This window comes from Arthrobacter glycogeni, assembly GCF_054510815.1.
Genome location: NZ_JBTNDV010000005.1, coordinates 37,946 through 56,903, shown reverse-complemented (window position 1 = coordinate 56,903; position 18,958 = coordinate 37,946). Strand labels below are relative to the sequence as shown.

Annotated in this window: 20 protein-coding genes; 13 read left to right on the top strand and 7 right to left on the bottom strand. The window is 61.5% G+C overall.

Translation table 11 applies throughout. The features are described 5' to 3' along the window. Positions 1-90: 90 nt before the first annotated feature. On the bottom strand, positions 91-1,131 hold the full coding sequence (locus ACX80G_RS06960; protein ID WP_459306733.1) for an NAD(P)-dependent alcohol dehydrogenase: 1,041 nt from the start codon (positions 1,129-1,131) through the stop codon (positions 91-93). A gap of 125 nt (positions 1,132-1,256) precedes the next feature. Between ACX80G_RS06960 and ACX80G_RS06955 the strand changes: the two genes are divergently transcribed. The 3 genes from ACX80G_RS06955 to ACX80G_RS06945 all read left to right on the top strand — a co-directional run bounded on the left by ACX80G_RS06955 (position 1,257) and on the right by ACX80G_RS06945 (position 3,543). Then, the gene (locus ACX80G_RS06955) at positions 1,257-1,931 is read left to right on the top strand and encodes a TetR/AcrR family transcriptional regulator (RefSeq protein WP_459306731.1); all 675 of its coding nucleotides are present in this window, start codon (positions 1,257-1,259) and stop codon (positions 1,929-1,931) included. Between the two features lie 606 nt (positions 1,932-2,537). Continuing rightward, positions 2,538-3,221, top strand: coding sequence for a hypothetical protein (locus ACX80G_RS06950; protein ID WP_459306729.1), 684 nt, complete (start codon positions 2,538-2,540; stop codon positions 3,219-3,221). Between the two features lie 73 nt (positions 3,222-3,294). Beyond that, entirely contained in the window at positions 3,295-3,543 is a 249-nt protein-coding gene (locus tag ACX80G_RS06945; RefSeq protein WP_459306727.1) for a hypothetical protein, read from the top strand. Between the two features lie 58 nt (positions 3,544-3,601). On the opposite strand, the gene ACX80G_RS06940 is transcribed toward ACX80G_RS06945, so the two are convergent. Together ACX80G_RS06940 and ACX80G_RS06935 are read right to left on the bottom strand one after the other, a co-directional pair. Further along, the gene (locus ACX80G_RS06940) at positions 3,602-4,315 is read right to left on the bottom strand and encodes an ANTAR domain-containing protein (protein ID WP_459306725.1); all 714 of its coding nucleotides are present in this window, start codon (positions 4,313-4,315) and stop codon (positions 3,602-3,604) included. Positions 4,316-4,347: 32 nt separating this feature from the next. Continuing rightward, a complete protein-coding gene (locus tag ACX80G_RS06935) occupies positions 4,348-4,911 on the bottom strand; it encodes a GAF and ANTAR domain-containing protein (RefSeq protein ID WP_459306723.1) in 564 nt (187 codons plus the stop codon). 552 nt (positions 4,912-5,463) lie between these two features. Between ACX80G_RS06935 and ACX80G_RS06930 the strand changes: the two genes are divergently transcribed. The 3 genes from ACX80G_RS06930 to ACX80G_RS06920 all read left to right on the top strand — a co-directional run bounded on the left by ACX80G_RS06930 (position 5,464) and on the right by ACX80G_RS06920 (position 7,462). Then, positions 5,464-5,898 carry a DUF6958 family protein gene (locus ACX80G_RS06930; RefSeq protein ID WP_459306721.1) on the top strand — a complete coding sequence of 145 codons (435 nt, stop codon included), beginning with the start codon at positions 5,464-5,466 and terminating at the stop codon, positions 5,896-5,898. A gap of 47 nt (positions 5,899-5,945) precedes the next feature. Further along, positions 5,946-6,302 (top strand): hypothetical protein, encoded by a 357-nt coding sequence (locus ACX80G_RS06925; RefSeq protein WP_459306719.1) that lies wholly within the window; start codon positions 5,946-5,948, stop codon positions 6,300-6,302. 164 nt (positions 6,303-6,466) lie between these two features. Further along, positions 6,467-7,462: an AfsR/SARP family transcriptional regulator gene (locus ACX80G_RS06920; protein WP_459306717.1), complete on the top strand. Its 996-nt coding sequence runs from the start codon at positions 6,467-6,469 to the stop codon at positions 7,460-7,462. 100 nt (positions 7,463-7,562) lie between these two features. Here ACX80G_RS06920 and ACX80G_RS06915 read toward each other — a convergent pair whose 3' ends face one another. Continuing rightward, positions 7,563-8,486, bottom strand: a complete 924-nt coding sequence (locus ACX80G_RS06915; protein ID WP_459306715.1) for an aldose 1-epimerase family protein — start codon at positions 8,484-8,486, stop codon at positions 7,563-7,565. Next, on the bottom strand, positions 8,486-8,962 hold the full coding sequence (locus ACX80G_RS06910; protein WP_459306713.1) for a DUF3515 family protein: 477 nt from the start codon (positions 8,960-8,962) through the stop codon (positions 8,486-8,488). Before ACX80G_RS06910 ends, ACX80G_RS06915 begins: the two co-directional genes overlap by 1 nt. Positions 8,963-9,064: 102 nt before the next feature. On the opposite strand from ACX80G_RS06910, the gene ACX80G_RS06905 reads away from it, so the two are divergent. Further along, a complete protein-coding gene (locus tag ACX80G_RS06905; RefSeq protein ID WP_459306711.1) occupies positions 9,065-10,102 on the top strand; it encodes an LCP family protein in 1,038 nt (345 codons plus the stop codon). 99 nt (positions 10,103-10,201) lie between these two features. Here the strand turns inward: ACX80G_RS06905 and ACX80G_RS06900 are convergent, their stop codons facing one another. Both ACX80G_RS06900 and ACX80G_RS06895 read right to left on the bottom strand, forming a co-directional pair. Continuing rightward, the gene (locus ACX80G_RS06900; protein WP_459306709.1) at positions 10,202-10,447 is read right to left on the bottom strand and encodes a hypothetical protein; all 246 of its coding nucleotides are present in this window, start codon (positions 10,445-10,447) and stop codon (positions 10,202-10,204) included. Between the two features lie 151 nt (positions 10,448-10,598). Then, positions 10,599-10,895: a hypothetical protein gene (locus ACX80G_RS06895; protein ID WP_459306707.1), complete on the bottom strand. Its 297-nt coding sequence runs from the start codon at positions 10,893-10,895 to the stop codon at positions 10,599-10,601. Positions 10,896-11,116: 221 nt separating this feature from the next. On the opposite strand from ACX80G_RS06895, the gene ACX80G_RS06890 reads away from it, so the two are divergent. From ACX80G_RS06890 to ACX80G_RS06865, 6 genes are all read left to right on the top strand, one after another. Beyond that, positions 11,117-12,232, top strand: coding sequence for an S-layer homology domain-containing protein (locus tag ACX80G_RS06890; protein WP_459306705.1), 1,116 nt, complete (start codon positions 11,117-11,119; stop codon positions 12,230-12,232). A gap of 112 nt (positions 12,233-12,344) precedes the next feature. Beyond that, positions 12,345-13,547: a glycosyltransferase family 4 protein gene (locus tag ACX80G_RS06885; protein WP_459306703.1), complete on the top strand. Its 1,203-nt coding sequence runs from the start codon at positions 12,345-12,347 to the stop codon at positions 13,545-13,547. A gap of 38 nt (positions 13,548-13,585) precedes the next feature. Continuing rightward, complete coding sequence (locus tag ACX80G_RS06880) at positions 13,586-15,292, top strand: glycosyltransferase family 4 protein (protein ID WP_459306701.1); 1,707 nt, start codon at positions 13,586-13,588, stop codon at positions 15,290-15,292. Beyond that, on the top strand, positions 15,292-16,176 hold the full coding sequence (locus ACX80G_RS06875; protein WP_459306699.1) for an ABC transporter permease: 885 nt from the start codon (positions 15,292-15,294) through the stop codon (positions 16,174-16,176). Before ACX80G_RS06880 ends, ACX80G_RS06875 begins: the two co-directional genes overlap by 1 nt. Positions 16,177-16,333: 157 nt before the next feature. After that, positions 16,334-17,047 carry an ABC transporter ATP-binding protein gene (locus ACX80G_RS06870; protein WP_459306698.1) on the top strand — a complete coding sequence of 238 codons (714 nt, stop codon included), beginning with the start codon at positions 16,334-16,336 and terminating at the stop codon, positions 17,045-17,047. After that, a complete protein-coding gene (locus ACX80G_RS06865) occupies positions 17,044-18,957 on the top strand; it encodes a glycosyltransferase family protein (RefSeq protein ID WP_459306697.1) in 1,914 nt (637 codons plus the stop codon). The genes ACX80G_RS06870 and ACX80G_RS06865 overlap by 4 nt, the downstream gene beginning before the upstream one ends. The last annotated feature ends 1 nt before the right edge of the window (position 18,958 follow it).

The following is an 18,958-nucleotide window of genomic DNA, read 5'->3' as shown; positions in this document are numbered from 1 at the left end:
TTCTTTCGAGAGGAGCGGTCCGTCCACCGGAGTGGCGGCAGGCCTGGGCGTTTATACGCACGGGTTGGGTCGTTCTCGTCGATCCGGTTGTCAGACGGTGATCACGACCTTCCCTCGGGTGTGGCCGGCCCCGACGTAGCGGAGGGCATCGGCTGTTTTGTCGAGGGGGTAGGTGCGGTCGATGACGGGAGTGACCTGCCCGGTCGTGAGCAATCCGGCCAAGGTGAGCAGGTCCTCGTGCTTCCCGACCGATAGGAAGGGCTTCAGCTGCTGACGGGTGAACCCGGATAGCACGCGCGCTTTGACGACCCGACCGAGGGGGCCGAGCCAGCGTCCGCCGCGTCCGCTGTTGGGGATCAGGGTGCCGGTGGGCGTCAGTGCCCGGCGGACAGCCGCCAGGGGCTGGGCTTCCACATTGTCGAGAATGACGTCGTAGCGCTTCTCGGTGCGGGTGAAGTCGGTCCTCGTGTAGTCAACGACGTAGTCGGCACCGAGAGACCGGACCAGGTCGGCGTTACGGGTGCTGCACACACCCGTCACCTCGGCGCCAAACGCCTTGCTGATCTGTACGGCGAAGGAGCCCACGCCGCCCGACGCGCCCGTGACCAGCACTGTCTGGCCCGGTCGAACGTTCGCGATGTTGCGCAATGCCTGCAACGCCGTCATAGCCGACGTGGGCACCGCTGCCGCCTCCATGACCGACAGGTTGGCAGGCACGGACACGAGGTTGTCCGCCGGGACGCAGGCGTACTCCCCGAACGTTCCAGCGGTGCTCCAGCCGAACACCTCGTCGCCGAGGTGGAAGGAGTTGACATCCCTCCCGACCGCTGCCACCACGCCAGCGAGGTCCATGCCAGGGATGTCGTGGCGCGGCCGCCGGAGCCCGAACGCCAGGCGCACCACGTATGGCTCACCGGTCATGACAAAGTAGTCGCCAGGATGTACCGAGGCCGCGCCCACCCGGACGAGCACATCGCCTCGACCGGGTAGCGGTAGCCCGACCTCGGACGACTCGAGCACTGAAGGCGGGCCGTAGCGGTGCTGGACGGCGGCCCGCATCGTCGCCGCCCCGGCCGGACTCGCCCCCGGCACCGGGCGTGCTCCGGCATTCGATCGCTGTTCGTTTCCCACAAGGGCCTCCTCATCTCCGAGCTGCGACTCTCACTGGCTCGTACACCGTACGTCTTACGGTGTACGCTACACTATGCTCGTACGCTGTACTAGTGTCAAGGGTTTCGAGAAAGAAGGAGAGAACCGTGTCTGCGAGGGAACAACGCCAGGGCGCGTCAGACGCGGGGCTGAGCAAGCAGCGGGTGGTTGTCGAGGCGGTCCGGCTCGCCGACCGCGAAGGGGTCGACGGGCTGAGCATGCGCCGGCTGGCTGGCGTACTCGGCGCGGGCGCGATGTCGCTGTACCACTATGTGGCAAGCAAGGAGGAGTTGCTGGACGCCATGATCGACATCGTGTTCGAGGAGATCGAGCTCCCGCCCGAAGACACCGACTGGCAGTCGGCGATGCGACGGCGGGCGGTATCCGCCCGACAGGTTCTCGCACGCCACTCGTGGGCGATCGGCCTGATGGAGTCGCGGACATCGCCGGGGCCCGCGAACCTCCGCCACCACGAAGCGGTCACCGCCTGCCTGAGGAGGGCTGGCTTCCCGGTCTTGATGGCGACGCATGCCAACTGGTTGCTCGACAGCCTTGTCTACGGTTACGCCCTGCAGGAAGCCAGCCTGCCGTTCGACACCGCTGATGAGCTCGCGGACATGGCCGAGAACGTCTTCCTGCCCCAGCTCCCTCCTGACGAGTTCCCCTACCTCAACGAGTCAGCCGCGGCGCTCGTCGCTGCCGGCTACGACCCTGGGGAGGAGTTCATCTTCGGCCTCGACCTCGTCCTAGTCGCCCTCGAGCCACTGAGGGCCTCCGCATAGCGACGCTCAGCGGCGCCGCATACCGTTCCAGGTGATCCCAACAGTCTTTCCGCAGAAGGGTTTGAACGACCATCAGGTGCTTCCCTGGTTGGTGACGGATTTCGACGGCGGTCGGTGGGGCGAGTGCGCGCGACGATGGTAGATCACCGAAAGTCGGTGAAGGTTCGATCCCTCGACAGGTGGGTCAGCGATTCTACAGAGTGTCTTTCGCATCATGTCTTGACAGCTTGCAGTATTACAAAGCATGCTTATATTGTTGCCCCGGTCCCCGGCAGCATGCCAAGTAGATGGCTGCTATCAAGGGGACAGTTCATATGATTTTGACGGGTAACCTGCGTCAGATCCAACCTCGGGATCCACAGATATTGCGCGCGTCAGCCGCGGCGACCGTCATCCCGTCCACCTCCCATTTGCCCGTTCTGGAAACGGTCTGTGCACCCACCACACGGCGCACCGGACGATTCGCGCGCGGTCAGCGTGTCTCGGTCGATTTTGGCGGCGCCGAAGCGGCTGATGTCGCGGCATTCGCTCGGCACTACCTCGAACGGCCCCGGGACCGCGAATGCGTAGTAGACCGAGACAAAGGGGACGGAAGGAGGAACAAGGGTGGAAACCTACAGGAAAGCCTGGACAGCGATCTGGGGTAGCGTGCTGACAATCGGGGTCGTTATCGGCTTGCTCATCCTTCCTCTCGCTGGCCTGATCTGGGCGGGTATCGTCGCGGTCGCCGCGGCTTTGGTAGGCGTCGCTTCTCTGCGTTCCCGGCAGCCCGGAGAGAAGCAAAATCTGCTGCGTCCGGTTGCCATCCGTACAGGGCTGATCACGGCCGTCATGGTCGGTGCGGCCGGACTCATGGCCTTTCTCGGGAGCATGGTTCTGGTTCTGGCGCTGTTCGCCGCGGCCACCTATCCGCCGCTTATTTGCTTTTATCACCGGCGCCTGGGCACGGTGCACCGGCCCCTCGTCTCACGCGCAACCACTGCCCTACCGCCCGACCAAATCACTGCCCCTCTCGGACCTGAGCTGGACCGCTACTCCCAGCCGGTTCACCAACTTAGTGATGCTGACCTGTGCCGGACGTGGCGTTGCACCTACCTCGTGGTGATCCGCGCCAGCACGGCGCATGAGCTGAACCGTTTCGGAGTCCTCCGCGGCGACTGCCTGGATGAACTGCAGCGCCGCGACCCGGCAGCCTTCGCAGCGTGGATCAAGTCCGGCGCCCGCGCCTCGAGCGACCCCGAGAAGTTTTTCGGCCACAACCTAAGAAACCCCCGCACAGGGGCTGTATAAAGGACCCGTAGCAACCACCCAATTACCGAATTCCCGTTAGACCATCACGACGCATTGAAAGGATGAATGACAAATGAACTACAAGAGCTTGCTTTCACCTGAAGATCCGTTCCCCGTGGACCTCACCAGTCTCGACGACACGGAGGTCGAGGTACTGAACAGCCGGATACACCGGGCGTTGGATGCCGAATACCGGGCCTTTGGTACCCCTGACCCGGAAACGGAATTCCGTAAAGAATTCCTCACCGAAGAACTTGACCGGCGCGATGCCGCTGCGATGATCGCCGTCCCCAAAGTGATGCGCTCCGTGGAAACTTTCTAACCATCTGATCAAGAGCCTCGGTGCTCGGGCACCGGCGGCGGCCCCGCCAACATGAGCGCTAAATGATCAGCGTGCGGTTCAGTACGGCTTCTGCTACTTCATGGAGGCTTCGCCTGTTGGTCCGCGCGTAGCTTCGAAGGCGGTGAAAAGCCTCGTTTGTGTCGACGTCCTGGAGGTGAGCGATCATGCCCTTGGCTTGTTCGATAAGGATCCGGCTGTTGAGGGCCTCCTGCAATTGCTCGTTGACGACTTCGGATTCCCTGACCAGGCGCTTTTGCAGGATCCCGATGGTTGACACGTCAGCTAGCGCCTGTCCAATCGCTACGTCTTCGTCGGTGAGCTCTCCGACGTCCGTCCGGAAAAGGTTCATTGCCCCGATGGTCCTGCCGTGTAGACGCATCGGGAAGGCGTGTACTGAACGGAAGCCCTGCGCCGTCGCTGCGTCCCTAAACTCAGGCCAGCGGTCTCTGGTTCCAGCGATGTCGCGGACGGTGACCGGGACCCCTGTGGTGTAGCACTCAACGCAGGGCCCTGCGCCGGATTCCTGCTGGAGCACCTCAACTAGCTGGCTTTCCTCGCTGGTGGATGCCAGCACCTGGAGCACCCCGTCAGGGCTAGCCAGCATCAACCCAGCGGCCGTGGCATCGAGTAGTTCCACGGACTGCTCCACCAGCGTGTACAGCAGGTCCAGCACATCGTAATCACCGACCAGGGTATCGGCGATCTTAACAAAGGCGGCGCTGACCCGGCTCGAGCGGGTTGCCATGTCCATGCAAACATGGTACCAAGGATCCGTTACTTCCATCAGGGCATGGAGGGGGTGAAGTTCAGCCTCCTATCCAACACGGCGTCGGAGGTTTGGCGGAGGGTGAGCCCGTTGGCGAACGCGTGGCCCCTCAGGATCAGCAAAGCACTAGCGGCAGAGCCGCCAGTCTGCGCCAGCACCATCCCGGTCGCCTGATGAATTTCCCGCCGGGACATCAACGAAGCAGACTGGTGTTCGCCGTCGTCGGGGTCCAATGCCAGGATGCTACGCAGCAAAGTCCACGCCGCACCGTCGGCAAGAGATCGCGCTGTCGAAAGATCAGGTCCACTCAGTGGTCCCGGACTGTCGCAGTACAGTTCGACCACCCCAATGTCCATTGCGCCGATAGCCAGCGGGAAAATGAAGAGGGCTTGCGCGTCCGTTTCGAGCAAAGCGTTGCCGAACACCGGCCAGTCCTCATGGGACTCCGAACGCACCCGGGGAATGAGCACCGGCGCGCGGGAACGGACGGCAGTCCATCGAGGTCCTTCACCCAAGTCGAACTGCAGCTCATCCAGCCGGGCGGAGAGGGCATCGCTCGCACATAGAGTGGTTTCCTGCATGGAACCGCCAAATGCGGACAGAGCGGCCCCAGACACCGGCAGTGCGTCAAGAAAGGATGCACACAAGGTGCAACACACCTCTTCCAGCCCGGATACCGTTCCGTCAGTCATCGTTGCGCTTTGATCTGAACGACGACGACGACGCGGCAGCGGCGGGGTAGAGAGTCCGTGTACTGGGGGTGCGCAACGCGGACAGCATCCTTCTCGCCCTTTCTTACGGCCGCCGACTCCCGAGGCAGTGAGCCAACCGCGCCGAATTTGAAAACTTCTCCAATTTTAGCCGCATGTGACCCAGCAAAAAAGATACGCAGAGATAGGCGGGCTCACCGTTTTAGGACACTCTGAGCGGTCGTCAGTCGTCGGACTTCGCCGAGCTGGACTCAACCCCGCCGGAAGGCGTAGGACCCCGGGGATAGGGTCGGCGTCCGCCGGATAGGGATGCAGGGGACATAGCTCGTTCTGCGATTCGTCCGGACGCTCTGCTGTCGGCGCATCATGAGCGTAAAGTCATTTCATCTGGCTAGGAGGTGACCATGAAGTGGACCAAAGCAAGTGACATCGACGCAGGTTACACCTGTCGGGTCGACGGCGTTGAGCGTGCGCACGCCGGGTAACTCGCATTCAGCGGCCGTCAGCTCGCGCGCGTGGCTCGAAGACGCACGAGCGCGTGATCGTGGGCGGGTTCAAATGTTCAACGCCACCCGCCCGGATGGCCTGGACGGGTGGACAATCGCCGTCGAGCAGTACGAACTGCTTGTCGACATTATTCTCAAGACGATCGATGCTTTCTCCGCGGAGGATGGCACAGTACTTTTGCAGGTCATCGTCAATGAAGCTCAGAACACCCTTGGAGCCCATCCTGCCTTCCCTAACGGAAGGCTTTCCAATTACGTCCGCTACACCAAGGTCGATCTCGAGGCCCGCGGCATCGTTGAAAGAGTCCTGAAAAGTTCACCCCAACGCGTCCGCAGGACACCGGGTAGCTAGCGACGGGCGGCGGACCGTTCAGATGATGGATCGATTCAGGCCAAGGAATGCCTGTCGAAAGATCATGGGCAAGCTTCCACCGATTCGTAGAACTCATGATCCCGTTGGGCCCGCAGATCACCTTCCTCCTCAGGGCTCACGAGCTCGACGACGAAAAGGACATCGCGGCAAGGAGCCGGGCAATCGACGTCGTGATCCGCGAGGCAATCTCGCGCGGACAGCACCGCGGAGCTCTCACCGGGGATTACACAGCTGAATGGATGACCGCTTCCCTCCATGCGCTGCTTTTTACCGCGTGGGAACACGTCGACGTCGGGCGCCTGGCCAAACTTGACGCACCTACTCTGGTAATCCGATCCTGGCTCTACGGGGCAGCTGCCACCAAAAACCTAGCCGTACGCTGACACCTGCGTACCACTCGCTCGACCGTGCGCGCGCGGGGGAGTGGAAACCGAGTAGTCCGACGTCGGAGCCGAGAAAAGTCGGGTAGGTGCCACTCGTGCGTGCGGGCTGGGGAATTCCTAGATTGGGCCTTGTCAACATTCACAGTTAGTTGAAGGTCTCGGATATGACTCAGTCAGTAGATTTCGGCGTAATTCGGCCCCTCATCAGTAGGCCGTCCACCACTTCATGCCATCTCAGCATCCAGCTCATCGGAAGCCTCATCGTGAGGCGCGGCGATACAGTGCTCAACGCGCGGCAGCTCGGCGGGCCCAAGCCGCGCCAGATCCTGGAGTTGCTTCTTCTGGAACTTGGACACCCCGTGTCCAAGGACCGGCTCATCGAGCGGCTATGGGCAGGGAACAAGCCTGCAGAGGCGCTTCCGACCCTTGAAAGCTATATCAGCGTGCTTCGTCGTCACATTCAACCGGGTGCGGGGAAAGCCGGACCCCTGCGGACGGTCACCGCCGGCTACGTCATGGATCGTGACCTCGTCGACCTTGACCTGGACCGCTTCTCCGCGCAGATCAGTGCGGCACACCGGTGCGTCGACCCGTCGGCGGCTTACGAACTCTTGTGCGACGCGCTACGGCTCAACCATTCGCCGCTTCTCGGGGACGAACTCCGGCCTGCCTGGGCGGATGAAGAACGTGCACTCCACGCGGCGAGAGCAGCCGCGGCCAGTGTCCTTGCCGCCGAGGCCGCCGCGTTTCTTGGCAAACCCGCTGAGGCCGTGTCCTGGGCACGACAGGCGCTGGCAACAGATCAGCTGAATGAACGCGCCTGGGTTGCCCTCATCCTTGGGTTGGAGCAGGACTCCCAGTTTGCGGAGGGACTGCAATGCTATGAGCAATGCCGCCGCACCTTTGACCAGGAGCTGGGGTGTGCCCCAGGCCCCGTCCTTCTGGCAGCCTACGCTCGGCTCCTCAGCGCAACGGCGGAGGGGGAGAACGAATTGGCACCCCTTTTGTCGGCCTTACTCGTCCTCCACCGGCAACTTGCCCAGCGTCCGGATTCGACGGATCCCGCTGCGCTGCAGTCAGTTCCCCCGGTTCGAAGCGCCCTCATCGAAGCAAGCGAACTCCTCACATCGTTCCTGATCCGCACGGTGCCAGCGGCGTAAGGTCGTCCGTCAAGGAAGTTGTCGCTGCACCGCGTCGTCGTTTGCAAAGGTGAGCGGGCAAAGCGGAAGCGGGTAAAGGTGAGCGGGCAAACCAAGGGTTCTAGACCGCGTGAATCCGCCACGAGGCAGTGTGCTCCGCGCCGGGCTGCAGCGCCACCAGATCCGTTCCCGAGTTGAAGGCGTCAGGCGGGCAAGTCATGGGTTCGACGGCGAGTCCCCGTCTGCTACCCGCAGGATCCGCCGGCAGATCCCCGGTGTGCACCTGTACCCAGGGTAGGTCGCGGCCAAACGAGACCGCAGCCCCACGCCCGTCGGCACCGGTCACGCTGACCGTGGCCTCGTCGCCGTCGTACTGGACATCGGTGAACGCGTGGTCGAGGAACGCGGAATCGATCTGCCGCGGCGAACGGAAATCAAAGGTACCGCGCACGGGTGTCAAAACCGTGGGAATCAGCCGGTCGGGCGTCGCTTCCAGCACTGTGGCGGCGGGCAGGGCCAGGGTCCAGTCATCCACGTGGTCGTCGCTGGCCACCAGATAGGGGTGGGGTGCCACCCCGTAGGGTGCAGCGTCGGGGCCGGTGTTGAGAGCGGTGACCGAGGTGGTGAGGCCGCCGTCGTCGAGCGTGTACGTCGCCTGGACGGTGAGCCGGAACGGGTACCCCTCCTGTGGGACCACGGTCGCCCGAAGCCGCACCGACGATTCACTCTGCTCAACCGTTTCCCAGTCCTCCCAGGCGAGGAGCCCGTGCAGGGCGTGGCCGCGCTCGGGCTCGGACAGGCCGAGCTGGTGCGCGTCGCCGCCGAACGCGTAGGTGCCGTCCACCACCCGGTTGGGCCAGGGGATCAGCAGCGCGCCCCGATAGTTGGGGCGGATCTCGTCGGCGGAATAGGCGCGAATCAGGTCGCGGCCCCCGAAGCGGAGTTCGCGCAGCGACGCTCCAACACTGACGACGACGGCGGTGTACTCGCCGCGCCGCAAGCTGAGTTGGCGCCCGGACAGGGGAGTGGCGGCGGCGTGATCCATCACGAGCCCTCGGGTAGTTCCAGGTCGTCATTGAGGCTGAGGCACTCGGAATCCTGCGCCACCACAGACACAGCCGCCCCCAGATCTACCAGAATGGTGCTCGACGGCACCTCATTCGGATCAAACAGCACTTCCACCGCCGGGTTGCGGCCATAGGTGGTGGCCCGCCACACCTCGGCTTCTTCCTGGACGATCCAGTCGACGCCGTTCACTGACGCGCAGGAATCCGTGGTGGGTCCAGGGACGGCGACGCCGCAGCGCAGCACCACCTGCGAGGGATTGCCCCACGCAGCGGTGGCCTGGCTGTTGGTTTCGCGCAGCTCGTTCTCGGCAACCAGTTTCGGCAGGGACACCATCACTGACGCGCATTCTGGGTTGGCGGCGTCGGCGGCTGCCTCCACACCAACGATCGGCGAGCAGGCCGTCAAGCCAAGGACGACGACGGCGAGCGGGGCTAGGAGACGGGAGGCACGCATGGTGTCAGTTTAGTGGCCCCTGGTGACGCCGTTGCGCCTCTCAGCTTCTTCCCACGGTTGATCGCTAGGATGAGGAGCTGTCTCAGGTCAGGAAAAATTGTCGTGTCACAGTATCCCGAAGAACCCGTTCAGCGGAGCGCTCGCCGGAAGCGCCATCCGGTCCGCGTTGTTCTCGTCTCCGCGGTCGCGTTGGTGCTGGTCACTGGCCTCGTCGTCGGCGGGTACGTGTTTAACCTGGCGAGTACGTACAACACGCAGACCCAGACCATCGAAGACGCGTTCCCGGATTCGGCCGACCGGCCCACCCGCACTGCAGCAGCCGAGGGAGCCCAAACCATCCTCTTGCTCGGCACCGACGAGAACGGTGGCAGCGGCGAGACCGAGGACCTGCCGGGCGTACCCAATGCTGGACGCTCCGACACCATCATGGTGATGCACATTCCCGCCAACCGCGAGGGTGTGTACGTCATGTCGATCATGCGGGACATCTGGACCGAGATCCCCGGCTACGGGGAGCACAAGATCAATGCCGCCACGGCGTTTGGGGGAGTGCCGCTGCTGGTTCAGACGCTTGAGGGCATGTTCGATGCGCCGATCGACCACGTTGCGATCCTCGACTTCGAAGGCTTTACCGGCCTCACTGATGCGCTGGGCGGTGTGACGGTCAGCAACGAGATCCCGTTCCAGTCACGCGGAGCGGACGGCGAGTTCTTCGAGCAGGGCGAGATTAACCTGCGAGGGGAATCGGCGCTCAAGTTCGTTCGTGAGCGGTATGCCTTTACCGACGGCGACTTTCAACGGGTGAAGAATCAGCAGCTGTTTATTAAGGCCATCATGGGCAAGATCCTCACCTCTGAGACGCTATTTAATCCGTTCAAGGTCTACGAGGTGGTGGATCAGGTCACGCCGTATCTGAGCGTTGATGAGGGGCTGGACGCCGGGACGGCGGGCGGTCTGGCGCTGTCATTGAGGAGTGTTCGCGGCGATGATGTGCAATTCTTCACGTTGCCAAACCTGGGGATTGGCACCTCCGTCGATGGTCAGTCGATTATTCTGAAGGACGACGCCGCAATTGCGGATATTGCCGGAGCGCTGGACACCGACACGCTGGGCGACTACGTCCAGGGTGCAGCACAGTAGAATTAGGACCCATGGGATCATTGATGCGCCGTGCTTTCGCCGGTCTAGCCGCGGCCTCACTCTGTGTTGGTGCCGGGGTAGGCGTCGCTCAGGCCGATGTCATAGAGCCGCCGTTGCCCGTGGGACCGGTTGAGCCAATACCCGCGCCTTCGGCAACCACGCGCCCGCCGGCGCCAGCGCCGGCACCCACAACCCGGCCGACGCAGCCCGCACCTGCACCCGCACCTCAGCCCGCTCCTGCACCACAGCCCGCTCCTGCACCCGCTCCGCAGCCCGCTCCGGCTCCGGCTCCCGCTCCGGCTCCGGCTCCCGCTCCGCAGCCCGAACCCGCTCCGGAGCCAGCACCCGAGCCGGAGCCGGAGGAGGATCCGGCTCCAGCTATTGATCCTGCAACTGGTTTTGCTATTGACCCGGTAACCGGATACCCGATCCACCCGCCCACAGGGTTCCTGATCGAACCCGACACCGGCAATCTCATTGACCCAACCACGTTTTTCTACACAGACTTCAGGTTCATTGCCGTCACCGGTGCAGTGGTCGATTTGACTGAGTCGACCGAGACTGAGGAGCCGGAAGAAACACCGGAGCCGGAAGAATCGGAATCCGCCGAGCCTGAAGAGTCCGAGTCTCCCGAACCGACAGCCACCGAAAGTCGTACGGCAACACCTACGCCGACCTCTACTTCGTCGGCAACGCCGTCCTCAACGCCATCTGCGGCAGCCGTGAGCGAAGCGAGCGTCACGTCTGAGGAGACCTCCATTGGCTCCAGCCCGGTTACCAGGGTCTTGGTCATCCTGGCTCTCGTCGGCCTGGGAGTTCTGTATTACGCGAAGCTTCGCGGCGGCGGCTCGGCCAGTCCAAGGCCCAAAAAGTAGCTCGAAGGTCCCGAGCGGACCAGCACGGGAACCGGTGACGTTTCGATCACGCTTACCCCCGATTCGCGCTCACAGCACGTATGGCCAGTAGCCCCGCCATACGATGAATGAAACATTCGTATCAGTAGGGGGACTCAGCATGACCAGAGTGGAATTACCGCGCCCGGACAACCAGCCACAAACCCGCTGGAGTGTTGGGCGACGTGCAACCGCAGCTGCATCGGGCCTTCTCATCTCGACCCTGCTGATGGGCGCGGGAATCCCCTCCGAACCGCCAGTACAAGAATTAGGTCAAATCACGGGAACCGTCGACGCCGATCAACAGGTCTGCGTGTCTGCCTTCCCGATTACTGGCAGCACCCTCCTACCCGGGGTGCCCTCCGAGCCCGTAGCGGATCTGGCGTCCGAAACCATGGCTCCGGAAAGGCCTTGTAAGGCAATCCCCGGCGCTGTGCAGACCCAGCCTGTCGTCGACGGAAGCTACTTGCTAGACGGACTCGAGCCCGGGTCCTACCGCCTGTACCTGGACGAGTCACGGCCCGACCAGGCCGAATTGGCTGGTGCATCCCAGTGGATAGCGGCGAAGGTGCTCAAGACCGCTGCGGAGACAGTGATTGTCGAGGCCGGCGTAACGGTCGTCGCGACCACCGCCAAAGCCTTTCCCGTCCGCTCTTTCGCCGACGTTCCCCGGAAAGTGCAGTTTTTCAAGGAGATCTCGTGGCTAGGCTCAACCGGCATCACTACTGGCTGGAATGAAGGGAACGGGAGGACAACGTTCCGTCCGGTCACACCCATCGCCAGGGATGCGATGGCAGCGTTCATCTACCGCCTCGCCGGTTCACCGGACTACACGCCGCCGGCAGTCTCGCCGTTCACTGACGTCGCCAAAAGCAACGTGTACTACAAGGAGATCTCGTGGCTGGCCGGCGAGCGGATCAGCACCGGCTGGGCGCAGGACGACGGAACGCGAATCTTCATGCCTCTGAGCCCGGTAGCCCGGGATGCAATGGCAGTCTTCCTGTATCGGTTTGCTGATCGGTCCGACTTGGAGAAGCCGCCGGCGTCGCCGTTCGCTGACGTGGCCACCGACAATGTCTATTTCAAAGAGATATCCTGGCTGGCATCTACTGGAATCAGTGGAGGGTGGAACGAAGGCAACGGCTCTAAGACCTTCAGGCCCTTTACGGCTGTCAACCGCGACGCCATGGCAGCGTTCATGAATCGCTACGCGGTGATGATCAACACGCAACCATAGCGACCGCCGTGATCCAGTCAAGACGGTCGCAAACCGGATCTTTGGTTGCCCGAGGTCTACACTTGATCCTGATCCTGATTGACACGAAGCAACCGAGACACGTTGGGGGTGCATGGTGCGTATTTTATTGTTGACGCATTCTTATGCCCCGGAGCACAGCCCGCCGCAGAGAAGGTGGACACAGTTCGTTCGTTCGTTCCGCGCCGCTGGCTGGGACGTCGACGTCGTTACGCCGGTTGCGCATGCGCCGCACGGCCGACGGACACTGCCCCGTAGCGTAGCGGGAGTTCCTTTTCTGTGCTCCCGCGGAGAGCACGGTGAACGGATCCGAAGGGTTCCTTTCCTCTGGCACCGGAATACGCGCTTGGGTCGTCTCAGCAATCACCTTTTCTCCGCAGCGTGCAGCATTCCCGCGGCCCTCATATCCAAGCGGCCCGACGTCGTCGTCGTCACGGTTCCCAGCCTCCCCATTCTTGGTGCAGGGTTTGTGGTGTCCCGGATGCTGAAGCGCCCGCTGGTCGTGGACATGCGCGATGCCTGGCCGGATATTGCCCGGGATGCGCGGCTTGTGCGCGGGAGCGCCAAGGGCGTCGTGGAGCGAATCATCATGGCCATCCAGGATCGGGCCGACCTGGTGGTGACGGTCACCCACGGGTTCGCCAGGACACTACGCGACCGTGGCCTCCAGAATGTTGCCACGGTGACCAACGGGGTGGACCTGCGTGGGCTGGATAAGCTGCCAGCGCCCCCGCTGGAATCGGACCGGCTTGAGGTGCTGTATCTCGGCAATCATGGCGAGAGCCAGCGATTGGATGTGCCCATCAGGGCGGCAGCGCTGGTCGGTCGCCAGATGCGTTTGACGATGGTGGGTAACGGCGTGCAGAGAGCCGATCTAGTGCGATTGGCCCACGATCTGCAGGCACCGGTGGAGTTTCACCAACCCGTGCATGGGCCGGCGGTGATGGGCTTTTATGATCGTACGGATAGCTGCATCGTGTCGCTGCGCGATGATTGGAAGTCCTTCGAGACGACCATTCCTTCCAAGACCTACGAAGTCTTGTCCTTGGGCAGGCACGTTACCGGAATCGTCCTCGGCGAGGCACGGAAAATCCTTGAGGATGCCGAGTCGGGTCATATTGTCTCTTCCTCTCCCGAGGATGTCGCCGAGCTGTGGCGGTCCCTGCTGGCAGACCGAACCTTGCTTCAGGTGAACGGTGCCGGGCGCGCGTGGGTGGAGAATAACGCCGACGTCGATGCGCTGGGCCAAACGTATATTGATCTGCTGGCCGAGGTTGCTGGGGGCCCACACCGGTGAGTCCAGGATCGGTGCTGCGCAACACGCGGTTGTTAGGTGTGACTGCTTTCCGTCATCTGGGGGATGATCCATTTCTGCTCTTGCTGCAGGTCTCGCGAAGGCTGTCCGTCGGTTTGGTGTACCGGCTGGCTGGGGTGGCGGCCCGGCTGAACGGCGGGCCAGTGGTTCAGTCGGTGGCGGCTTACCTCCGGGGTGACCAGTCGCGCACTCAAGCCGTCTTGAAGGCAGCCCTTGATAGCGGTGCTTCTGCATCGCGGGCGGCTTTGTTGGCAGATATAGCCCTCGCCGCTGGGTATCCGTTGCGGGCCGACGAGTTCCTCCTTCAGTCACAGCTCACGGGCGCCGCGGATGTGAGTAGAACTGTTGCTCGACGGCGATGGTTCGACGGCGATATGTGCGGCGCAGTGGCGGCGCTCGAGTCAGGCGGGCACCGCGGCGCAGCGGAACGGCTTGACTCCGAACGGCGGGTCTTTGCTGGCTGGACACCGACACTAAGCGAAGTGACGGGGTATGTTCCCCGTGACCGCACGGTGCTTCACGTCCTGACCAACTCGTTGCCCCATACGGGCAGCGGATATGCCCAGCGCTCACACTCGATACTCAAGGCACAGCACGACGCCGGGTGGCACGTTCACGCTGCCACCCGTGTTGGCTATCCGGTGCAGGTAGGCAAGCTCTTTGCCGCTGACATCGATCACATCGATGGGGTGTCCTATCATCGGCTTCTTCCGGCGAAGCTGGCGAAGGGTTTTGACGCCAGGTTGCAGCAGCAGGCAGAAGAACTCTTGGGGCTGGCATTACGGATCCGACCAACCGTGTTACACACCACTACGCACTTTGTTAACGGCGTAGTTGTCCGGGAGGTGGCGCGGGTTCTCGGCATTCCCTGGGTGTACGAGGTTCGCGGTCAGTTGGCGGATACCTGGGCGTCGAGCCGTGCTGATGCGGCAAAGCAGAGTGAACGCTATAAGCTTTTCACTGAAAGTGAAGCCCAGGTTATGCAAAGTGCCAGCCTGGTGGTGACGTTGGGCGAGGCTATGAAGCAGGACATTGTGACCAAGGGAGTTGATCCCAGGAGGATTCTGTTGTGCCCCAACGCAGTGGGCGATGAGTACCTTACTGAACCGATGGATTCACGGAGTGCACGTGAGTTGCTGGGACTGCCCACTGACGGAGTTTACGTTGGCACTGTCAGCAGCATCGTGGACTATGAGGGGCTCGATGATTTGCTGCGGGCATTGGCCCTTCTGACGCCGGAGCGTGCTGGATTGCGATGCCTGATTGTAGGAGATGGGGCTGCTTTGCCTTCGCTCAAAGCCTTGGCCCTGGAACTCGGCGTATCCGGTTTGGTCACCTTCACCGGTCGGGTGCCACGGGAAAAGGCGCGGCTTCATCATCAAGCCATCGACATTTTTGTTGTACCGCGAAAGGACCTGGCAGTGACCCGAGCGGTAACGCCGTTGAAGCCAGTCGAGGCGATGGCCTGCGCCCGTCCGGTGGTCGCAAGTGATCTGCCAGCGCTGCGCGAAATAGTCTCCACCGGAACCGGAGTCTTGGTTCCGCCTGAGGATGTGGCATTCCTTGCCGCGGGGATCGGTAGTCTGATTGACGACGGCGGTCGCTTCACCCCGGTGGCTGTGGCGCTCGGCGACGTTGCCCGCTCATTGGTGCTGGCGAAGCGGACCTGGGCCGGTAACTCAACAGCCCTGCTGGAGGCCTACGTCGGGCTGGGGCGGTCCGCCTAGTGGCCAGTGTGAACGATGGGCACCAGAGCGGCGTCGTACCGACGTCGGTAGACCTTCGCCCGCTCACCCGGGTGGGGGCCAAACCTCCGTTCTTCGACTATCTCGTGGCGCTCTGGGATTACCGGCACTTCGTCTTTTTCGATGCGAAGGCAAGCGTCCAGACGGGAAACACCAAAGACAGACTTGGAAGTTTTTGGCTGATTCTCAACCCAGTGCTGAACGGGTTGACCTTTTACCTCATTTTCGGCGTCCTGCTGCAGGCAAGCCGCGGCATGGAGAACTTCATTGGCTATCTGATTATTGGGGTTTTTCTTTTCCAGATGAGCAGCCGGGCCATTTCCACGGGTGCCCGTGCAATCCCATCCAATCTGAAGGTTATCCAGGCATTCAATTTCCCCCGGGCAACTCTGCTGCTTTCAGTGAACATCCGTGAGCTCTTGACCAGTGTCCCGGTAGTCATCACCATGTTGGTGTTGGTACTGCTATTAGAACCCACTGAAGACATCACCTGGCTGTGGCTGCTGATCATCCCGGCGTTACTCCTCCAAACAGTCTTCAACCTGGGGATCGGTCTTCTTCTGGCGCGCGCGGTATCCAAAGTCAACGACCTAGCAAATTTCGTCGGCTTCGCAATGCGCCTGTGGATGTACGCGTCCTGCGTCATGTTTTCTATCGAGCTGTTTGACCCCTACCCCGCCGTAAGGCCCTTCATCGAACTGAACCCGATTTACCAAGTACTCACCATAGTGCGGCAGGCGGTTTTGTACAGTGAGGTTCCGTCCTGGGAATCGTGGGCAATTCTCGGTGCGTGGGCGCTCGGGGCGTTGGCAGTTGGCATGATTTACTTTTGGTTCGCAGAAGAGACGTACGGCCGTGACGAGTGAGCTAGAGTTCGTTCACGAACCCCCAGCGGTCGTGGTAGACAACGTCAGCATGGTCTATCGGGTACCTACTACCCAGCACGATTCCGAAGCTAGACGGGGCCTCTTAGGCTCCATTCGTCGGTCCATTGGACATGGGCCAACTGTTCATGTCCATGCAGTGAAGAACGTTTCGCTGGTGGTGGCTAGAGGCGAGTCCGTAGGAATCATCGGGCGTAATGGATCAGGCAAGAGCACGCTGATGAAGCTAATAAACGGGCGCGTGCCGCCTACTTCAGGGGCAATCTATGCGTCTTCTCGTCCCACCCTGCTGGGGGTGAGTGCAGCTCTGGTACCGGACATCTCCGGTGAGGAGAACATCACGCTCGGTTGCTTAGCAATGGGTATGTCAAGGAGCGATATCGCCGGCGCGTACCAAAATATCGTGGAGTTGTCTGGACTTGAGGAATCAATCCATTTACCAATGCGGACCTATTCATCTGGTATGGGGTCGCGGCTTCAATTTGCGATTGCAACGGCAGTCGATCCGGAGATTCTGCTGATCGATGAAGCGCTCAACACCGGGGACGACCAGTTCAAGGGCCGCACTAAACAGCGGATGGATGAACTTCTTGATAAGGCGGGCTGTGTCTTCCTGGTCAGTCACAGCGTGGGCACCATCACGGAAATGTGCAGCAGGGTGGTCTGGTTGGATGAGGGCGAGGTGGTGATGGACGGCGACCCAAGCGAGGTCATCAAGTGGTACCGGATGTTCATCAAGCATCTAACTGCGCGCGATCGCGTCGCGGCAATGAAGGTAAAGCGCCGGATGATGAACGACCTCCTAACTCCACAACTGGTGGCACGAGAAACTGGCCGTCGGAGCACCGAATGACCGCGCTGGATGTACGCCGGCTGAGAACCATGATTTGGCATCTGCGCCACGGTGGGACAGCGGCAGTCCAGGCCTGGCGACGCCGAGAAAGCGCTGCACGGGGAGTTTTCACCGTTGACAATGCACAGGGCGCCGAAGGCGCGTGGACTGGGCGCCGGAAGACGCGGCAATTAGTCTTCGCTGACGCACACCCAACGACCCATGCTGGCGCTCGGCACGCGATCCGCGTTGCCACTATTCTGGATGAGTTCTCATCGCTGGCATTCTCTTATGAGTGGGACACAGTCGCCCTCACCCCGTCGAACTGGCGGCGGGTGATTGCTGAGGAACGAATCGACCTGCTCTTTGTCGAATCAGCGTGGCATGGCAGCTCGGACGCCTGGAAATACCAGCTCTCGGGGGCGGATGGGCCGTCAGATGTGATCAAGGAATTGGTGGGGGGTTTTCGAGTTGGCGGCACCCCCACGGTGTTCTGGAATAAGGAAGACCCGCCGCACTATCAGGACTTTCTTCCTACTGCCAAGCTCTTCGACCACGTCTTCACTAGCGATTCGAACAAGGTAGAAAGCTACATAAAGGATTTAGGTCACAACCGAGTTTCGACCTTGCCCTTTGCGGCACATCCCGCGCTCCACAATCCCGTCCGTCCTCGAAAGGGCTGGCATACACGCGACTTGGCCTTTGCCGGTATGTATTTTGCCCATAAGTTTCCCGAGCGCCGGGATCAAATGGACTTGCTACTAGGGGCAGCCGCGGACGTTTCTGATTCCATGGTTACCGGACTGGAAATTTTCTCCCGTCAGTTGGGGGGAGCAGATCAGTACCAGTTTCCAGAAACTCTGCGGAACCACGTAGTCGGGTCTTTGCCCTACACCCAGATGCTGACTGCCTACAAGGCCTACAAAGTGTTCTTGAACGTGAATTCAGTGGTGGACTCTCCCAGTATGTGCGCCCGGCGGGTTTTCGAGATCGCCGCGTCAGGCACTCCCGTGGTCACCACCCGAAGCGCAGCGATCGAGGGATTCTTTCCGAACGAAGAGATCCCGATCGTCGATACCCGTGATCAGGCGCGCAGTGTCTTATCGGCACTCGTTCGACAGCAATCGCTGGGGGATCGGCAAGTCCATCTGGCGCAGCGTCGGATTTGGAACGAGCACACCTATGCGCATCGGGCGGAAAAGATCCTCGCTGCAGCAGTGCCTGCTCTCGCCCAACCGGTAACCTTGCCGTCGCTGTCGGTCTTGGTTTCAACAATCCGACCGCATCAGTTGGATCATGTGTTCCGCACCGTGACTTCCCAACTTGGCGTATGTCTTGAGCTTGTTCTGCTGACACATGGTTTCACGGCCGGAGCGCGAGAGCTCGAAGAACTGCGTCAGAGGTATCAGCTTGACGCTCTCACAATTTTGACTGCGCCCGTCAGCCAAAGCCTCGGTGAGTGTCTCAATCGCTGTGTTGATGCGGCGACTGGGGAAGTCTTGACGAAAATGGACGACGATGACTACTACGGTCCGCATTACCTGCTGGATCAACTGCATGCCCTGAATTACTCGGGCGCTCAGGTGGTCGGCAAACAGGCGCACTACATGTACCTGCAGACTCAGGACGCCACAGTGCTGCGATTCGCCCAAAAGGAACATCGTTTCACTAACATGGTCATGGGTCCCACGCTCATGGCAGCGGGCGACGTGTTCCGAAGTTTTCGGTTTGAACAGCGGACCAGAGGCGAAGATACAGCGTTCCTCGGCGCGGTGACAGCGGCGGCCGGTGCTGTTTACTCAGCTGACAAATACAACTACTACCAACAACGCAACGGGACAGGCCATACTTGGCAGGTTTCCGATCAGGACATACTCGCAACAACAAATGTCGTTTTCTTCGGAAAGCCCGACCGCCATGTATCCATCTAAG

Bases quoted from the DNA above. Each gene is read 5' to 3' on its own strand.
- ACX80G_RS06945 (WP_459306727.1), top strand. From the start codon at position 3,295: ATGAACTACAAGAGCTTGCTTTCACCTGAAGATCCGTTCCCCGTGGAC.
- ACX80G_RS06910 (WP_459306713.1), bottom strand. From the start codon at position 8,962: ATGCGTGCCTCCCGTCTCCTAGCCCCGCTCGCCGTCGTCGTCCTTGGC.
- ACX80G_RS06940 (WP_459306725.1), bottom strand. From the start codon at position 4,315: ATGGACATGGCAACCCGCTCGAGCCGGGTCAGCGCCGCCTTTGTTAAG.
- ACX80G_RS06925 (WP_459306719.1), top strand. From the start codon at position 5,946: ATGCCTGTCGAAAGATCATGGGCAAGCTTCCACCGATTCGTAGAACTC.
- ACX80G_RS06935 (WP_459306723.1), bottom strand. From the start codon at position 4,911: ATGCAGGAAACCACTCTATGTGCGAGCGATGCCCTCTCCGCCCGGCTG.
- ACX80G_RS06885 (WP_459306703.1), top strand. From the start codon at position 12,345: ATGGTGCGTATTTTATTGTTGACGCATTCTTATGCCCCGGAGCACAGC.
- ACX80G_RS06920 (WP_459306717.1), top strand. From the start codon at position 6,467: ATGACTCAGTCAGTAGATTTCGGCGTAATTCGGCCCCTCATCAGTAGG.
- ACX80G_RS06915 (WP_459306715.1), bottom strand. From the start codon at position 8,486: ATGGATCACGCCGCCGCCACTCCCCTGTCCGGGCGCCAACTCAGCTTG.
- ACX80G_RS06890 (WP_459306705.1), top strand. From the start codon at position 11,117: ATGACCAGAGTGGAATTACCGCGCCCGGACAACCAGCCACAAACCCGC.
- ACX80G_RS06865 (WP_459306697.1), top strand. From the start codon at position 17,044: ATGACCGCGCTGGATGTACGCCGGCTGAGAACCATGATTTGGCATCTG.
- ACX80G_RS06895 (WP_459306707.1), bottom strand. From the start codon at position 10,895: ATGACCAAGACCCTGGTAACCGGGCTGGAGCCAATGGAGGTCTCCTCA.